This is a genomic window from Sphingobacterium corticibacterium, assembly GCF_004208525.1.
In the GTDB taxonomy this organism is placed as follows: Bacteria; Bacteroidota; Bacteroidia; order Sphingobacteriales; family Sphingobacteriaceae; genus Sphingobacterium; species Sphingobacterium corticibacterium.
The window spans coordinates 696,334-713,926 of sequence record NZ_SGIT01000002.1 but is presented as its reverse complement, the minus strand read 5'-3'; the positions used below and the strand labels follow the sequence as shown (position 1 = coordinate 713,926).

Here is a 17,593-nt window from a genome sequence, read left to right as displayed (position 1 = left end):
TAACTATAAACTGAAACATTTATGATGCTAACTGTTAGACAAAACGTAAAGGGGGGAGTGGTGTGCCTGTTACTCTTTTTTGCTATGATTTCGTGGGGTAAGGCGCAAGAATTTTCCTTGTCGGGGAGAGTTACCGATGCCAGTAATCAACCCATCAGCGGAGCTAGTGTACAGATTAAAGGAAAAAATACGAGCACACTGACGGACGAAGACGGAACTTTTTCGCTTCCTATAGAAGTGGGCGACATATTACAGACAAGCTATGTGGGATATATGCCCGAAGAGGTGACTGTAAGCAGTCGAAATCCGATTACCGTCTTGCTGATGGCAGCCAACAATGATTTGGACGAAGTTGTCGTGATCGGTTACGGTACAGCCAGAAAAAGAGATCTGACTGGTGCGGTGGGTTCCGTGAAAGGGGACGATATTCGTCAAGTTCCCGTTACAACGGCAGCGCAGGCCTTAACAGGTAAAGTGGCTGGGGTCAATGTCGTCACACAGAGTGGAGCGCCGGGAGCCGATGTCAATATTACCGTTCGGGGCGGAACGTCCATCACCGGTTCTACTAAACCCTTGTATGTCGTAGATGGATTCGTCATGGAAGATGCTTTGATGAAAATCGATATCAATGATATTGAAAACATTGACATCTTAAAAGATGCGTCGGCTACAGCGATATATGGTGCGCGTGGTGCGAATGGCGTGGTATTGATTACGACAAAATCTGCAAAATCCGGCCGTACCGTGGTTGATTATAATGCCTATCTGAGTTTTGAGCGGTTGAGCAGAAAGCTCGATCTGCTGGGCGTAGAAGATTATGTGAAATATCAATACGAATTCCAGACACTTGCTGGTAACGCGTCCAGGTTTGCTGATATGTACGGGGGAGATGTCGATGATCCTGATTTTGCTTCCGGTGCTTATGCACGGATCCATAACGACTATGGAACGCGTGCGGGAATTGATTGGCAAGATGAGGTGTTCGGTGGCAGCGCCTTGTTGCAAAACCACAACGTGAATATTTCTGGTGGAAACGAAAAGACAAAACTGATGCTGTCTTACAATAACACGAACCAAGACGGTATTTTAGCCAAATCAGGGTTCCGGCGGAACAGTGTGCGTGCGAAGGTCGACCACCAATTATTTGAAGGGGTGAATGTGGATTTCAATTCCCTGTTTCAGGATGCCAATAGACAAGGTGGCGGATCGCTGGGCGGTATGCTCAAGATGTCTGCTCTACAACCTGCAACGGGCGGGATTCGTTATACAGACGAAGAGATGCTGCAAACGGATATTGGCGACGAAATGCAGTTGATCGACTCGCAGTATGATATTTCCAACCCGATCATCATGAACGACGCGCGTACCCGCGAACGGGCCTCGCGTTTAGCGAATGTAAACATCGGCTTGACGGCTAGATTTTTGAATGATTTTACGTTTCGTACGCAGGGATCCTATCAGTGGGGACAAAACCGTACCGATTTTTGGGACGATGGACGGACTCGAGATGCACAGAATAACGGAGGTCCCTATGGGGATATAAATAATGCGGAAGGGTTTGAATGGCAATGGACGAATACCTTGTCCTGGATGAAAGACTTTGATAAACATCATATCAATTTAATGGCTGGTCACGAAGTGCGGTACGAAGAAAGCCAAGGTCTTAAACATGAGTATTTTGAATTCCCCGCCAGTAATTTCGGTCTCAAAGACGTGAGTTTAGCCGGGCGGACAGAACGTGGCGAATCCGAAGCTGACCGCTACGGTCTGGTGTCTGGTTTCTTCCGCGGAATCTATAATTACGATGACCGTTATTTAGTGACCGCGACCGTTCGAGCGGATGGTGTATCTACCTTCCGGCAAGGTAACAAATGGGGCGCTTTTCCTTCTGCGTCCGCTGCTTGGAATATTCATAACGAAAACTTCATGGAAGACAATGGCCTTTTTGATCAGTTAAAGCTGCGCGTCGGCTACGGTACAACCGGAAATGATAGAATAGGAACTACACGCTATGCCACTTTGTATGGATCGACTGTTGTTGCGGTAGATAATAAGACGGTCGTTGGTGTAAAACCGAGTAACACCTTAGGAAATCCAGCTTTAGTCTGGGAAAAGACACAAACAGCAAATGTGGGACTAGATGTGGCTCTGCTAAACAATCGTGTAAACCTGACTGCTGATTTTTACAACAACGAATCCAAAAACCTGTTGCTGAAAGCCGCTATTCCGACATCGACCGGATATACCGAGCAATATCAAAATGTCGCCACGTTGCGGAATAGAGGTGTTGAACTCTCTCTGAATACGTTAAACGTACGCAACGCAAATTTTCAATGGAGATCAGCGTTCAATATAACATTTAACCGTTCGAAAGTGGGACAGCTCTTCGGAAGTGCCGGCAACGACTACATGATTACAAGTTATGAGTCCAGGATGAACTTCTATACCAGCGTAGGTGGTCCGATCAGCACATTTTACGGTTACAAATATGATGGCGTATATACCACAGACGATTTCGTTCAGCAAGGGGACGGCAGTTATAGTCTAAAAGATGGTGTTGCGTCCTTGAAAGGCAAAGACCGCTCTTCCGTAAAACCGGGTGACGTGAAATACCTGCCTGTAGCAGGCCAAACAGATGAAAACGGCAATCCGGTATGGTCCCCGGATGATCGTACAGAATTAGGGAGTCCAGAACCTAAATTTTTTGGGGGCTTTAACAATGAATTTATTTACAAGGGTTTTGACCTCAGCGTATTCTTGAATTTTGCTTACGGGAATAAGGTGTTCAACATGAATAGTCAGCGCTTTATGGGACCCTATTTACCCAATCAGAACGCCCTCGGAAATATGTCCGACCGCTTTACCCTGATTGACCCAAATACTGGTTTGGAAACAAGGGATTTAAATCGATTGGCAGAACTGAACCCAAATCAACAAGACGGACGTCAAGTATGGAGTTTGAATTCGGGTAACAACATAGCGATATCCGATCCACTAGATTACTACTTGGAAGATGCGTCTTTTTTGCGGATAAACAATATTACTCTCGGTTACACACTACCGGGAGAAGTCTCCAAAAAGGCTTTTATCCAACGATTGAGGTTTTATGTTACTTTAAACAACATCCATACGTTTACAAATTACTCCGGATTTGACCCGGAGGTTTCTGCTACTGACGCGATTTTGACAAGAGGCGTCGACAACTCGGCATACCCACGGATAAAGAGCTTTGTGACCGGAATTAATCTAACGTTTTAACGAATAGCACCATGAAATATATATATATAATCGTTGCATCTCTACTCTTAACAGCAACATCATGTAAAGACTTTTTAGAACTACCGTCAGAAAAGGATTTTGATAGCTCGACCATTTTTGAAGACGTTGGAAAAGTAGAAATGGCCGTGCTGGGTGCATATACAAGTACATTCAATGCGGAACTATTTTATCAATTTGGTATGGGAACGGACGAGTGTTTTTCTACCGAAGGAGAAACCAATTCGAAAAACCAAGTTGCCAATTATGTTTTTAACCCCGCCATCAGTCCAACAGGCACATACACGGCCATGTATGCTGGTGTCGAGCAAGCAAACGTGCTGATCAGAAATATACCTCTAATGACAATCACTGACGATGCCGAACAAGACAAGCTGGATATATTGCTGGGAGAGGCCTATGCGATCCGCGCAATGAATATGCTTCACGTTGTACGGCATTTCGGTGATGTACCTTATCCAACTATTCCTGTTGTGGAAATGCCAGATTTTTCTTCATCTCGTGTAAGCCGGGATACGATATTGGATGGTTGTGTGCGGGATCTGCAGCAAGCTATTGAATTATTACCTTGGAAGGGGGGGTCGGGAATGCCGATAGAACGCGTATCGAAGAACGCCGCTTACGGCCTGTTGGCACGTATCGCACTTTATGCGGCAGGTTATTCACTCCGTTGGGATCTAGACAGCTATGCACCTGGGAGCGTACAATTGGCGCGCCGATCAGATACGCCACGTATCCAAGAGCTGTACGAAATCGCGCGGGATGCTTGCAAGGCCGTTGTGGATCGAGGAGAAAATGAGTTGATCGATTATGAAACAATTTTCCGTGACCTAGTAAACGGGAAATACAATAAAGAATCCATGTTCGAGTATGGTCAAAAAGGTGCCGATCGCAATGAGGCGAGACTCGGATACACGAATGGTATCTTTGCACATACGCAGTCGTTTTATAATAAATCGCAACCGGCAATGGCTGCACTGCCTACATACTATTTTGAGTTCGAAGAAGGTGACGTTCGTCGTGACGTGACCATCTCCAATTATGCCATAACCGCGGAAAGTACGCACCAAATGAATACCTACGCGAACCACATGATCGGTAAGTATCGTGTCAACTGGAAAGCCGACGAAGGTGTTTCGGCAGCCCAGCGCGACATCAACTGGATTCATTTACGGTATGCCGATGTATTGTTAATGTATGCGGAAGCAGAAAACGAATTGAACAACGGGCCGACCGGCGTGGCGAAAGAAATGTACGAGAAAGTACGTCTACGCGCTTTCCAGAACGATCGTTCTCAAATTGGTGAAACGCCAAGTACGTACGAGGCGTTTCGCGATGCCATTATCCAAGAGCGTAAGCTAGAACTGGGTTTTGAGGGTTGGCGCCGCACGGATTTGATCCGTTGGGGTATACTATACGAAAAACTTACTGCAACGAAACAGGAAATCACAGACTTGGCAAATCATACAGGGAAATATGCAGATGTTGCGCGATATCGAGCTTATCAGGTTACGGATGCAAAGGCCTTTAATGATCCTACGATAGCCTTAGATTTCGTATCGTTGAAGAATGAACCAACAGCAACTGAAAAAGCAGAACTGGAGCGTCAAGGTTATACGATCTTAGATATGTATGGGAACACTGCGGCTTTTTTTAACAATAGATTTACAGCTAATGAAGTTTGGGTGAGAAATATTTTCCGTGGGTTGGAAAAGAATAAAGTAGAACTGTTTCCGCTCTCAACAAATACGATCGACGCGAACCCGGGACTACGTGGACAACAACACCCTTTGTATTAATAAAATTTGTAAAGCGATAGTAGATGAGATATCATATAACGGTAGTGACTTTAATCGTATTCTGTTTCCTTGCCCTGTCATCGAAAGCCCAGGAACAGAAGCTATATGTACAATTTGCCGAATCTGAAATGAAACGCTTTCCGGAAGCTTGGCAGATCGATCATGGTAAACGACTGTATTTCGGTTACGGACAGGGTTTAGGTTGCTTGGCGATGTTAAAAATGTGGGAGAAAACCGCCGATCAGAAATATTTTGATTATGTGGAAGCTTGGACGGATACCATCATCAACGAAGAGGGGAATATCTATCTTTACAAAAGAGATACCTATAATCTGGACTATATTAATCCGGGTAAAATTCTCTTTACCTTGTATGAAAAGACCGGAAAGGAAAAATATAAACTGGCCATAGAACGTTTAATGTCGCAGCTGAGCGTTCACCCTCGCACCTTGGAAGGCGCTTATTGGCATAAATTGATTTATCCCCATCAGGTTTGGTTGGACGGTGTGTATATGGCGGATCCTTTTGTTGCCCAGTATGGACAATTTACCGGTGATAGCGCACATTATGACGATGTAATTAATCACATTCTCGTAACAGCGAAACATACGTACGATAAGAAAACCGGCCTCTATTATCATGCTTGGGACGAAAGCAAAAAGCAGCAATGGGCCAACAATATAACAGGACAGTCACCCAATTTTTGGGGGCGAAGTATCGGTTGGTGGTTTATGGCGTTGGTCGATGTGCTCGATTTTATTCCAACGGACTATCCGCAACGGGAGGAGATTGTCACTATTATCCAAAAACTAGCAGAAACGTTACCCAAATATCAAGACGAAGAAGGACTGTGGTGGCAAGTGATCGATCAGATTGCTGCTGAAAAAAACTATCAGGAAGCATCTGTAAACGCAATGTTCATGTACGGTTTTGCGAAAGCGACCAACAAGGGCTATATCGCCGATTCTTATAAGCAAGTAGCCGAAAAGACGCTGCACGGAATACAAAAAAAATTATTGAAAACAGAAGCGGACGGTACACTTACACTTATCCAGTGCAATGCGGTTGCCGGTTTGGGCGGACATCCCTATCGTGACGGAAGTTATGCCTATTATGTAGGAGAGCGCATCCGCGAAAACGATGCGAAAGCTACTGGACCATTTATCATGGGTTTGTTGGAGTTAAATAAATAAACTAGGTGCTACGCAGGACGGAGCAGGACACATATGGGATTGTTTTTTGATATATTAGAGGTATAAACCTAGGAAGCAAAGTTAACGGATAATGAACCATGACAAAAATGACAAGTGAAATAGATAGGTGTTCAAGAAGAGATTTTATGAAATCTGGCTTCTTTTTAATGTCAGGTTTGATGGTAGGCCCCACTCTTTTTTCGTTTAGTAGCGCAGACGACACGCCAGCTTTTACCTTAAAACCTATCGGTCGATCATTGACTTTGAATGATTACTACATCTGGTGCTCTTCTCCCATTTGGGGTGAAGATGGGAAAGTACATCTTTTTTATTCCCGATGGAAAAAGGAAAAAGGCATGAGTGGTTGGATCCGGGGGTCGGAAATTGCCCATGCCGTAGCCGATCGTCCTGACGCCCCGTTTGCGGATCAAGGTGTCGTGCTTAGTCCGAGGGAAGGGTATTGGGACAGCACGACGTGCCATAACCCGCTTATTCAGCACGTGGGCGATACCTATTACCTATTTTATATGGGCAATTCGAATGGAAAAACCGACACCAAACGTATCGGTATTGCTACGGCAAAAAGCTTGGATGGACCTTGGGAACGACCTGATAGCCCAGCACTAATGCCGGGAGAAGAGGGGACTTGGGACGATCATTGTACGACGAATCCTGCCTTTGTGAAAGGGAATGACGGCAAATACTGGTTATTTTATAAATCTTGGAATACCGCAGAATATCAAAATCAATCGGGTGCAGTGCGTGGAAACCGCAAGTATGGGCTGGCCAAAGCCGATCACCCACAAGGACCGTATACGAAAGTTTCGGATAATCCAGTTATCGACTTTTCGGGTCGCCCGAACAATGCACAGCTGGAAGATGCTTTCGTATGGAAAGAAGGAGATGTTTATTATATGATTGCCCGAGATATGGGGTTCTATAATCACGAATATGGCTTGTTGCTATCTTCTAAAGATGGCCTAGACTGGTCAGAACCTAGGATTTCCTATCTCGATATGAAAAGTTATATCGACGAACCAGCTCCCGCGAACCATCTCAAACGCTTTGGGCGTTTAGAACGGCCCATGTTGTTGCTCGACAAAATGAAGGGTACCCCTCGGTATTTGTTTGGCGCAACCCAAGGAGGGCCATCGGATACCTCGACAACGTTCGTATTCGAGATTGTATCCTATAAACTTTAATAATTGGTTTAACGCATGATGAAGAAAAAAATAATATATCTATTTCAAAATTGTTTGATGATCTTGGCAATCGCGGGTTGTATATCCTGTAATGAGGGCGATAAGTCGTCTGATTACAATTACCTGTATAAAGATTTACCGTTTGATATGCCCGTTCTGTCACAACCTACATTTCCAGACAACGAGGTGTCGATTATAGATTTCGGTGGGATCGGAGACGGAACAACGCTCAACACAGAGGCGTTTGCCGACGCAATGGAAACACTTTCACAAAAAGGAGGTGGACGGCTTCGTGTGCCTGCAGGCGTGTGGTTCACCGGCCCGATTGTTTTTAAGAGCAACATTAATTTGCACCTGGAAGATCGGGCGATTATCTTGTTCTCGCCTGACAAAGATTTATATCCCATTGTGGAAACTTCTTTTGAAGGACTCGATACCCGCAGATGTCAGTCTCCGATTTCAGGACGGAACTTAGAAAATGTTGCGATAACGGGCAGTGGAGCTATCGACGGTAATGGGCATTACTGGCGTCCATTGAAAAAAGGTAAGGTGTCCGAAAGCTTTTGGAAACGCGCAACTTCCTCGGGAGGGGTGTTTAAACGTGACGATTATTGGATGCCTTCTGCTGCATATTTACATGCAGATACCACCAGTGATATGAATGTGCCACGTAATTTACAAACGTCGGAAGAATGGCAATCTGTAAGAGACTTCCTACGTCCGGTGATGGTCAGTTTTATTGAATGTAGAAACGTTTTCCTGCAGGGCGTGATTTTCCAGAATTCACCCGCATGGAATATCCATCCATTGATGTGCGAAAACGTGATTTTGGATGGAGTGCAGGTTAGAAATCCGTCCTATGCGCAAAATGGCGATGGACTAGATCTAGAGTCCTGCAAAAATGCGATTATTGTCAACAGTACTTTTGATGTAGGGGATGACGGGATTTGTATAAAATCTGGAAAGGACGAAGACGGTAGAAAACGTAACCGAGCAACGGAAAATGTTATTATCGACAATTGTACCGTATTCAAAGGTCATGGTGGTTTCGTCGTGGGGAGCGAGATGTCCGGTGGCGTAAAAAATATTCTTGTTTCCAACTGTCAATTTTTAGGGACAGATGTAGGGCTGCGTTTCAAAAGTCGCCGAGGACGTGGTGGTGTCGTGGAGAATATATTCATTCGGGACATTAGTATGTTTGACATTGCTACGGAGCCCCTTCATTTTAATCTATATTACGGTGGCAAGTCCGTTGTAGAATCTTTGGAAGATGGTGATGAGATAATCGAGGAGATTCCGCCGGTGGATGAAACCACCCCTACGTTCAGAAATATTTATATCACTGACGTCACCTGTGCCAGCGCACGAAAAGCGATGTATTTTTACGGGTTGCCGGAACACATGATTGAAAATATCAACGTGGAGAACTTTGTCGTTCATTCCCAATTGGGTGGGGAAATCATGGAGTCAGCGAAAATAAATCTTAAAAATATGGCTATTTATCCGAAGGAAGGGCCAGCTCTCACGTTACGAAATGTACAAGATGTACAAGTTGAACAACTGCAAACAGATGTCCGATCTGCAATTTTTAATCTATCAGGGCGTCGGTCAACGAACATGGTTATACATGGAAATTATCAAGAAGAACAGATCCAGATAGGAAGAGATCTCCCGTCGGATGCCGTGAAATTAAACGCGGTCAATTAATAGGAGATTATGGTGTTTTAAGATCTGCCTGACTAAAAAAATGAGAATGAAAAAACTATTGGGAAGTTTGTACTTGTGTTGTCTGGTGACGATGGGGATGGGGCAAGGAAACCGCTGGGCCACTACGGAACAGCCTTTAACCGAGATTGACGTCTTGAAAAAACAAATAACAAAACCAGTTTTTCGGGATAAGGATTATTTGATTACAGCGTACGGGGCACAGAATGATGGCATTACCAAAAATACCGAAGCCTTTCAAAAAGCGATCGAAGTTTGCCATGCGGAAGGCGGCGGACGCGTTGTCGTTCCGAAGGGAGAGTTTCTTACCGGCGCCATCCATTTGAAAAGTAATGTCAACCTACACCTGAATGATGGAGCGGTTATCCTGTTTAGCAGAGATAGCTCCGATTACCCGATGGTACACACACGTTGGGAAGGATCCGATTGTATAAACTTCTCCCCGTTTATTTATGCTTATGAGCAAGAAAATATTGCTATAACAGGAAAAGGCTTGTTAAATGGAAATGCCAATAAAGATCATTGGTGGTACTGGGTTGGTAATCCCAAATACGGATGGGATGAAACACGTACAGGAAATCAAAGACCGGCGCGTAAATTAATACATCAATATACAGCCGAGCAGCGTCCTGTAGAGGAGCGCGTCTTTGGTCATGGTCATTTTCTACGTCCCACTTTTATACAGCCGTATAAATGTAAAAACGTGTGGATCGCCGATGTAGAAGTGATTGATGGCCCGATGTGGAATCTAAATCCTGTTTTGTGCGAAAACGTGTTGATCGAGCGTGTGCGTGTTATTGCACACGGTCCTAATAACGATGGGTGCAATCCGGAAGCGTCTAAGAATGTTTGGATTCGCGATTGTTATTTTGATACGGGAGACGATTGTATTGCCATCAAGTCCGGACGAGACGAAGACGGTCGTAACATGGGACGTCCGGCAGAAAACTACATCATTGAGAACTGTATGATGAAAGACGGTCATGGCGGTGTGGTGATCGGTAGCGAAATTGCGGGTGGAGCACGTAATATTTACGCACTGAATAATACAATGGATAGCCCCCAGCTGGATAGAGCGCTACGTATCAAAACCAATTCGATGCGTGGTGGAATTATTGAAAATGTATTTTTTTATAATACCAAAGTTGGACAATATAAAGATGCGGCTGTACGATTCAATATGTTTTATGATAAAGAAGGATCATATATCCCCACGATCCGTAATATTTGGATCGAAAATTTGGAGGTCAGCCAGGGAGGTCAATATGCGGTACGTTCAAATGCTTACGAATCGTCGCCGGTGACGGGCTTTACGATGATCAATTGTAAAATAAACGGTGTAGAAGAGGCGTATGATGTCGATCATCTCAAAAATGTGACCTTGGAAAATGTGGAAATAAACGGTAAAGTGTATAGTTCTTTTAATGATTATGATAATTAGATTGGTAGCCGTGCTCCTGCTTAGTGGAGTTTGTTTGTTTACAGGTATGGCACAGTCTAAGCATTGGCAGAACCATCTCCGTGATTTACATTATACGGAGGACAATGGAGATTTCCTACTCGTCAACGGGACATACCGTTTTAATAGAGCTTTGTATGGAAACCATAAGGCCTCTCGAGTAGAAGCTGGAGACCTGCCGGAATTTGCACTATATATGCCGGGGATGGCCGGAAATTTGCAATTTGTGTTAGAAAATCGAGGTTCTTTCAAGAAACTGATCGAAGCAGAACATATTGAGACGAGATATCGTCCCGGTTCGATGGTATATAAGATACAGGATGAGCTCATTGGGAGCGGTCATCTAGATATTACGGTGTTAGCGCAGGCGGACGAAGAAGGACTAATCGTCAAACTGGATGCAACTGGTGTCGCCGAGGGAGCTAAATTACATGCGATATATGGTGGAGCAAGCGGGCGCAAGTTCAGCCGCGGTGGAGACATTGGAGCCGATCCGGAATCTGGCTTTTACTTATTGCCAGAATATAGCGTCAATAATCGCTACCAGTTCGTGCAAAATAGTTTCGAGTTAGCCTACTTGGATGGGAAAGGAAAGGAGGAGTTTGTCTACGGCACATTCACGGCTACCGACCAGCTTCAACTTTCTGATGCGACGGTATTGGAAGATTTAGCTAAACTCACGCAGACGGGGACCAACGGCCATCCAATTGTATATAGTTCTTATACACTACAGCATAAACCTATATATATTCAAGTAGCTAGAGGTCGTTTAGGTAAGAAAATATATTCCGAAGAAGAACTGGTGGAACGCTATGGCCGTGCTGAACAGGCGCGTCTGCAATTGACAGAATGGATAAAATTAAAAACACCGGATCGTTTCTTGAATACGTTTGGTTCCGCTTTGGCGGTTGCTGCTGATGGCGTGTGGGAAAGTCCTACCTTTTTACACGGTGCCGTAGCTTGGCGCATGCGTTTGAACGCATGGAGGGGAGCATATTCAGCAGATGCATTGGGCTGGCACGACCGGGCAAAAGAGCATTTTTCGAGCTATGCTAATTCGCAAGTGCTGGAACCTGAAAATGCCAAAGTCGTTATGGATACCGCACTGCATCTGGCACGTCATATAGAGGAAATGGGAACTTCCATGTTTTCGAGCGGGTATATTTCCCGAAATCCGAATAATAATACGGTAGCCCACCACTATGATATGAACCTGGTGTTTTTTGATCAAATGTTTACACATTTTGACTATACAGGCGATTTGACGTATCTGCGGGAAATGTGGCCTACTATTGAACGTCATCTAGATTGGGAGCGTCGTAATTTCAAAAGAGGAGGCCTCTATGACGCGTATTGTGCGATCTGGGCGAGTGATGGGTTGCAGTATTCGGGAGGGGGTGTAGCGCATACCTCGGCATACAATTATAGAGCAAATAAAGCCGCAGCAAAACTGGCCAAACTGCTGGGAAAAGATGCTTCCGTTTATGAAAAGGAAGCAGCAGAGATCGGTAAGGCGTTACGCGAACGACTCTGGCTAGAAAAAAAAGGCTATTTTGCCGAATATCAGGATGCTTTGGGCCAGCAATTGGTGCACGACAAACCGGGGCTGTGGACCATCTATCACATCGCAGACGCCTATTTGCTGGATGAATTTGATAGCTACCAAAATACCCGATATATCGATAATCACCTGCCCCATATCCCTATTAAGGTTGAAGGGCAGGAGCACGAGGATCTTTACACCTTAGCAACAACTACCTGGCAACCCTATACGTGGTCGGTCAACAACGTGGCACTCGCAGAGAACTTGCAGGGAGCCTTGGCCTATTGGCAATCGGGACGACAGGACGACGCCTTCCGGCTTTGGAAGAGCAACATTATGGAAAGCATGTACCATGGTATCAGTCCGGGTAATTTTCAACAATTGTCACATTACGATGCCTTCCGCGGTGAACTATACCGGGATTTTGCAGATCCCATCGGGGTGGCTTCGCGGACGCTAACGGAAGGCCTTTTCGGGTTTCATCCCAAACTGTTGGACAACCATGTATTGATAAAACCGGGATTTCCGGAGGATTGGGATTTTGCGGAGATTGAACTTCCTGCATGGAGCTATGCCTTTCGGCGCGAAGCAGAAAACCTATATTATGACATCCATACGCGATATGAGCAGCCTGTCGGCTTAAAAATGGAAGTGCCGCTTAGCTTTGCGTTTATGAATTCGGTAGAGGTGAACGGAGAGCCGGTAGATTGGTCGGTTAAGCGATCGTCGATTAATAAACCTGTGTTGACGTTTGAAGCCCCTGCCGCAACAGACTTTGTTGTAAAAATAAACGGTTTAGGCCAGTTGGATTTCCCAGATAATGCCTTGATCGAACATCCATATACGGAGGAACTTACGCTTCCGCTATCGACAAGTGTGAAACTGGTTGATGTCTATGATCCACAGCAACTCATTACAGGGCAAACGGAGCATACTTTTTCCGTTGTACAGAAGGAGCATAGAGGTACTTTCTTTGTGAAATTGAAACAGGGGAATGTGACCTGGTGGCATGCGGTAAACCTTTCTTTGACGGCACCTGTTGGCGCGGATACACAAATGAAGGAGGGTACGCAATACCTGCATTTACGGAATCATACGGAGAAGCAATTAGCAGGGCGAATCGAGAAAGCTGGTTTCGAGCAAACGGTGTCATTTGCACCGTCAGCCGTTACGGAAATCGAATTGCCGGGCAACTCCCTCACGAAAGGTACCAATATTTTTCAGATCGAAGTGGCAGGAACGCAGATACCGGTGAAACATATACAGTGGGCGATGCAAAACGGAGGAACGTACCGTACTCAAGATCTTTCTACGCATTATAACGCCCGGCTCAGCGATATTTTTAAGCAGCGTTATCTATCGCCACGGCCGGCCGTACCTACACTACAGCTGCCGTGGCAGGGGATTGGAAACTGGTGCTATCCATTGGTCGAACCTTCGATCGACGATAGTGGCTTAATGGCAGCGCGTAAAAAAGAAGAAGTAAACTATCTGGGTATTCCTTTTTTGATTAAAGGAGAAGCCAAAAACGTGCTGTTTGTCAGTCAATGGGATAATTATCCGACGATGCAAGAAGTTGCCCTAACGGGAAAGGCCGACAAAGTATACCTACTGATGGCTGGTTCGACAAATCCAATGCAGTCCCAGATGGTGAATGCGAGGGTCAAAGTGCTGTATGAGGATGGAGAAGAAGCTGTTTTGGAACTGAAAAATCCGACAAACTGGTGGCCGATTGAGCAGGATTATCTGGACGATAATTATGCCTTTGAGATTCCTGATGCGGAAATCCCTTATCGTATATCGCTTAAAACAGGTGCACTATATCGTGGCGGTGAGTTGGAAAAATACACGGAAATTAAAGGGCTTAATAGCCGAGGGGTTGAGGGCGGTGCGGCAACGCTGCTGGACTTGCCTTTAGATGGTTCGAAAAACTTGAAAGCATTACAGCTTATTGCAGAAACAAACGACGTGGTGGTCGGTCTTATCGCCGCCACCTTATTGACAAAATAAATCTATTGCTAACATAAAAAATACATATAGATGAGCAGAAATTTGATAACGGGACTTGGCGCAGCCCTCTTGATCTTCGCCTCCTGCCAGACGACGCCCGAGAGCGGAAAAATTGATCGAAAAGCGGTTGTGCAGCGTCACAATATCGTTAATCAATCGGCCGATACACTGGCTTCATTAACCGTTGGAAATGGTGTGTTTGCCTATACGGTAGACGTCACGGGGATGCAGTCTTTTCCGACATATTACAAAAAAGGCGTTTCCTTAGGTACACAATCGGAATGGGGTTGGAATACCTTCGACAATGATGAAAACTACTTGTTCGAAGAAACCTTGAAATCATATGATTTTAACAACGAAGGACGGGATGCGAAATACAGCGTTCAACATAAAGAAGGAGGGAGGAATACAGAAGCCACAGAATACTACCGGGTGAATCCGCACCGCCTGCAGCTTGGAAACGTAGGTTTAGCATTTACCTTAGAAAACGGAGAACAGGCAACGGTAGACGATATTCAGGAGGCTGAACAAACGCTTGATCTGTGGAGCGGACTAATTCACAGTAAATTTACGGTAGGGGGGCAACCTGTAGAGGTCTGGACGGCTGCAGCACAGTCAGCCGATAAAATTGCCGTTAAAGTGACTTCGCCTTTGATTCAAGCCGAACGCATACAGGTATTTGTACGTTATCCTTTTCCAAGCGGCCAGTTTCTGGACGAAGCAGCCTATTACGAAAAGGAAGATCAGCATGAAAGCAAAATTGTTGCCCAGGCAGATGAAACTGCCGTATTGGAACATGGCCTGTCGGGAACCAATTATTTTACGGGGCTGAACTATTCAAAAGGAAAACTCGAGGAGACCGGGAAACACTATTTTGTGTATCAACCGGCGTCCGATCTGGAGACGTTTGATTTCTCCTTTACGTTTGCGGAAGAAAATAACTTTGAACGTGGTACGGCAGACTACGAAAAAGTTGCCCGAGAAAGCCAAGATAGCTGGAAAGCATTTTGGGAAAGTGGCGCAGCCGTAGATTTTGAAGGTAGTACCGACCCTCGCGCAAACGAATTGGAGCGTAGACTGGTACTATCGCAATACCTCACCCGCGTTCAGTGCGGTGGCGACAATCCACCGCAGGAAACAGGGCTTACTTTCAATAGTTGGTATGGCAAACCGCATACGGAGATGCACTGGTGGCATGGTGTGCATTTTGCACTCTGGGGACGTCCTGAAATTATGGAAAAGACGTTGAACTATTATTTCCATACGTTTGAAAAAGCAAAAGCATTGGCAGAACGTCAGGGATATAAAGGCGTGCGGTGGATTAAAATGTCGGACAACGACGGTAATGAAAGTCCGTCTTCGGTCGCGGCTTTCCTGATCTGGCAGCAACCCCATATCATCTATATGACGGAACTGGCATATCGCGATAAGCAAGATAAAAAGGTATTGGAAAAATATAAAGATTTGGTCTTTGCTTCGGCTGAGTTTATGGCGGATTATGCACACTACGATGTAGAAAAAGACCGCTATAACCTGGGCTTGGGCGTGATCCCGGCACAGGAAGTTTTTCAGGCGGCAAAAACCATTAATCCTACCTATGAAGTGGCTTATTGGGATTGGGCATTGCGCGTTGCACAGGAATGGAAAGAGCGTCTAGGTGAACCCCGTGTGGAAGCTTGGGACGAGGTGATCAATAAATTGGCCGCATTGCCAGTGCAAGGAGATGTTTATCTGGCCACAGAAACGGCTACGGATTCGTATACATTCCCCAAATGGATGACAGATCATCCGGCAGTTTTAGGTGCATTAGGTATGGTGCCCGAATCACCGAAATTGGATAAAGGTATCATGAAAAATACCTTGGATACGGTATGGGCGAAATGGTCCTGGGAGAAGACTTGGGGATGGGATTTCCCGATGACGGCTATGAACGCCGCACGCCTAGACCTGCCCGAAAAGGCATTGGAAGCGCTTTTCATGGATATCCAGACGAATACCTACCTCAAAAACGGACATAATTATCAGGACGGAAGGCTACGTATCTATCTTCCGGGTAATGGAGGAACCCTGACCGCGGTGGCGATGATGTTGGAAGGATGGGATAGCTCGGAAGGAGATTTCCCCGGATTCCCTAAAGATGGAACTTGGAAGATTAAAAAAGAAGGATTTAAAAAGATGCCTTAACGATATGAAAAAAATAATTCTATTTATTTTAGTAGGCTGTGGAAGTGTGGTGTCCATGGCGCAAGATTTCACCACAAAAAAAGAGGTGGTTGAGCAGCTACGGTTAGCGAATGATTACTTCATGAAGAAATGGCCGGATCCGGGAAAAAACATCATTACCAATAAAGAGCGTCGGGCCAATATCTGGACACGTGGGGTATATTATGAAGGACTCATGGCCTTTTATGGGATCGATCCGAACAAACGGTATTACGATTATGCCGTAGAATGGGGCGAAAAGCATGACTGGAAACCGGTTCGTGGGGAAGTATATACACGGCATGCAGATAACCAAAACTGTGGGATGACCTATATCGATCTATACCGTATTGATCCGCAGCCAATCCGGATCGAAGCGATCAAAATGAATATCGATTCCGTTATCAATAGCGGACGTTATAACGACTGGACTTGGATCGATGCCATCCAGATGGCGATGCCTATTTTTGTAAAACTGGGCGTTACCCTAAACGATACCAAGTACTTCGATTACATGTACAAAATGTACTATCATATTAAATATGTAGAGGGCGGAAATGGCTTGTACAATCCGGAAGATAAACTATGGTGGCGCGATAAGGATTTCGTTCCACCGTATACCGAGCCGAACGGCGAAGACTGTTATTGGTCGCGGGGTAATGGCTGGGTATTGGCAGCTTTAGCGCTTGTATTGCAAGAGTTACCTACAAGCGATCCGCATTATGCCGAATATTTAGCAGATTTCAAGAACCTGGCGGAAGGTGTAGCTCCTTTACAGCGTACAGATGGCTTTTGGAATGTAAGCTTACACGATCCGAATCATTTTGGTGGGAAAGAAACCTCTGGAACTGCTCTTTTTGTATATGGCATGGCGTGGGGTGTTAACAATGGTATCTTGGACAAAGCTACTTATTTGCCTATCGTGGAAAAGGGCTGGACAGCTATCGCGGATGAAGCGTTGCAACCAAACGGTTTCTTAGGTTATGTACAATCTACGGGAAAAGAACCGAAAGACGGTCAGCCGGTGACGGTCGACAAAGTACCGGACTTTGAAGATTATGGTTTAGGTTGTGTATTGCTGGCCGGAACGGAGATTTATAGGCTGGTGGATTAAGAAAAGACGAGTGTTTTAGTTCCATTCTTTTTCTTGTTCAACAGGACAGAGCAGGTTGCCGTAGGGAAAG

At 45.3% G+C, this 17,593-nt stretch carries 9 protein-coding genes; all 9 read left to right on the top strand.

The window, feature by feature from the left end; genetic code table 11:
* Positions 1–21: 21 nt before the first annotated feature.
* The 9 genes from EWE74_RS11665 (at position 22) to EWE74_RS11625 (ending at position 17,523) form a co-directional block, all read left to right on the top strand.
* Positions 22–3,258, top strand: coding sequence for a SusC/RagA family TonB-linked outer membrane protein (locus EWE74_RS11665; RefSeq protein ID WP_239018635.1), 3,237 nt, complete (start codon positions 22–24; stop codon positions 3,256–3,258).
* 11 nt (positions 3,259–3,269) lie between these two features.
* Positions 3,270–5,075, top strand: a complete 1,806-nt coding sequence (locus EWE74_RS11660; protein ID WP_130141716.1) for a RagB/SusD family nutrient uptake outer membrane protein — start codon at positions 3,270–3,272, stop codon at positions 5,073–5,075.
* 23 nt (positions 5,076–5,098) lie between these two features.
* Positions 5,099–6,268: a glycoside hydrolase family 88/105 protein gene (locus EWE74_RS11655; protein WP_130141715.1), complete on the top strand. Its 1,170-nt coding sequence runs from the start codon at positions 5,099–5,101 to the stop codon at positions 6,266–6,268.
* A 146-nt stretch (positions 6,269–6,414) separates the two neighbouring features.
* On the top strand, positions 6,415–7,470 hold the full coding sequence (locus EWE74_RS11650; protein ID WP_130142379.1) for a glycoside hydrolase family protein: 1,056 nt from the start codon (positions 6,415–6,417) through the stop codon (positions 7,468–7,470).
* A 57-nt stretch (positions 7,471–7,527) separates the two neighbouring features.
* The gene (locus tag EWE74_RS11645) at positions 7,528–9,177 is read left to right on the top strand and encodes a glycoside hydrolase family 28 protein (RefSeq protein ID WP_206365209.1); all 1,650 of its coding nucleotides are present in this window, start codon (positions 7,528–7,530) and stop codon (positions 9,175–9,177) included.
* A gap of 46 nt (positions 9,178–9,223) precedes the next feature.
* Positions 9,224–10,636, top strand: a complete 1,413-nt coding sequence (locus tag EWE74_RS11640; protein ID WP_239018634.1) for a glycoside hydrolase family 28 protein — start codon at positions 9,224–9,226, stop codon at positions 10,634–10,636.
* Positions 10,626–14,207 (top strand): DUF4450 domain-containing protein, encoded by a 3,582-nt coding sequence (locus tag EWE74_RS11635; RefSeq protein WP_130142377.1) that lies wholly within the window; start codon positions 10,626–10,628, stop codon positions 14,205–14,207. Before EWE74_RS11640 ends, EWE74_RS11635 begins: the two co-directional genes overlap by 11 nt.
* A 30-nt stretch (positions 14,208–14,237) precedes the next feature.
* The gene (locus tag EWE74_RS11630; protein WP_130141713.1) at positions 14,238–16,391 is read left to right on the top strand and encodes a hypothetical protein; all 2,154 of its coding nucleotides are present in this window, start codon (positions 14,238–14,240) and stop codon (positions 16,389–16,391) included.
* Between the two features lie 4 nt (positions 16,392–16,395).
* Complete coding sequence (locus EWE74_RS11625) at positions 16,396–17,523, top strand: glycoside hydrolase family 88/105 protein (protein ID WP_130141712.1); 1,128 nt, start codon at positions 16,396–16,398, stop codon at positions 17,521–17,523.
* Positions 17,524–17,593: the final 70 nt, after the last annotated feature.

Excerpts from the sequence above, each read along its gene's own strand:
- EWE74_RS11665 (WP_239018635.1), top strand. The coding sequence starts at position 22 with ATGATGCTAACTGTTAGACAAAACGTAAAGGGGGGAGTGGTGTGCCTG.
- EWE74_RS11660 (WP_130141716.1), top strand. The coding sequence starts at position 3,270 with ATGAAATATATATATATAATCGTTGCATCTCTACTCTTAACAGCAACA.
- EWE74_RS11655 (WP_130141715.1), top strand. The coding sequence starts at position 5,099 with ATGAGATATCATATAACGGTAGTGACTTTAATCGTATTCTGTTTCCTT.
- EWE74_RS11650 (WP_130142379.1), top strand. The coding sequence starts at position 6,415 with ATGAAATCTGGCTTCTTTTTAATGTCAGGTTTGATGGTAGGCCCCACT.
- EWE74_RS11645 (WP_206365209.1), top strand. The coding sequence starts at position 7,528 with ATGATCTTGGCAATCGCGGGTTGTATATCCTGTAATGAGGGCGATAAG.
- EWE74_RS11640 (WP_239018634.1), top strand. The coding sequence starts at position 9,224 with ATGAAAAAACTATTGGGAAGTTTGTACTTGTGTTGTCTGGTGACGATG.
- EWE74_RS11635 (WP_130142377.1), top strand. The coding sequence starts at position 10,626 with ATGATAATTAGATTGGTAGCCGTGCTCCTGCTTAGTGGAGTTTGTTTG.
- EWE74_RS11630 (WP_130141713.1), top strand. The coding sequence starts at position 14,238 with ATGAGCAGAAATTTGATAACGGGACTTGGCGCAGCCCTCTTGATCTTC.
- EWE74_RS11625 (WP_130141712.1), top strand. The coding sequence starts at position 16,396 with ATGAAAAAAATAATTCTATTTATTTTAGTAGGCTGTGGAAGTGTGGTG.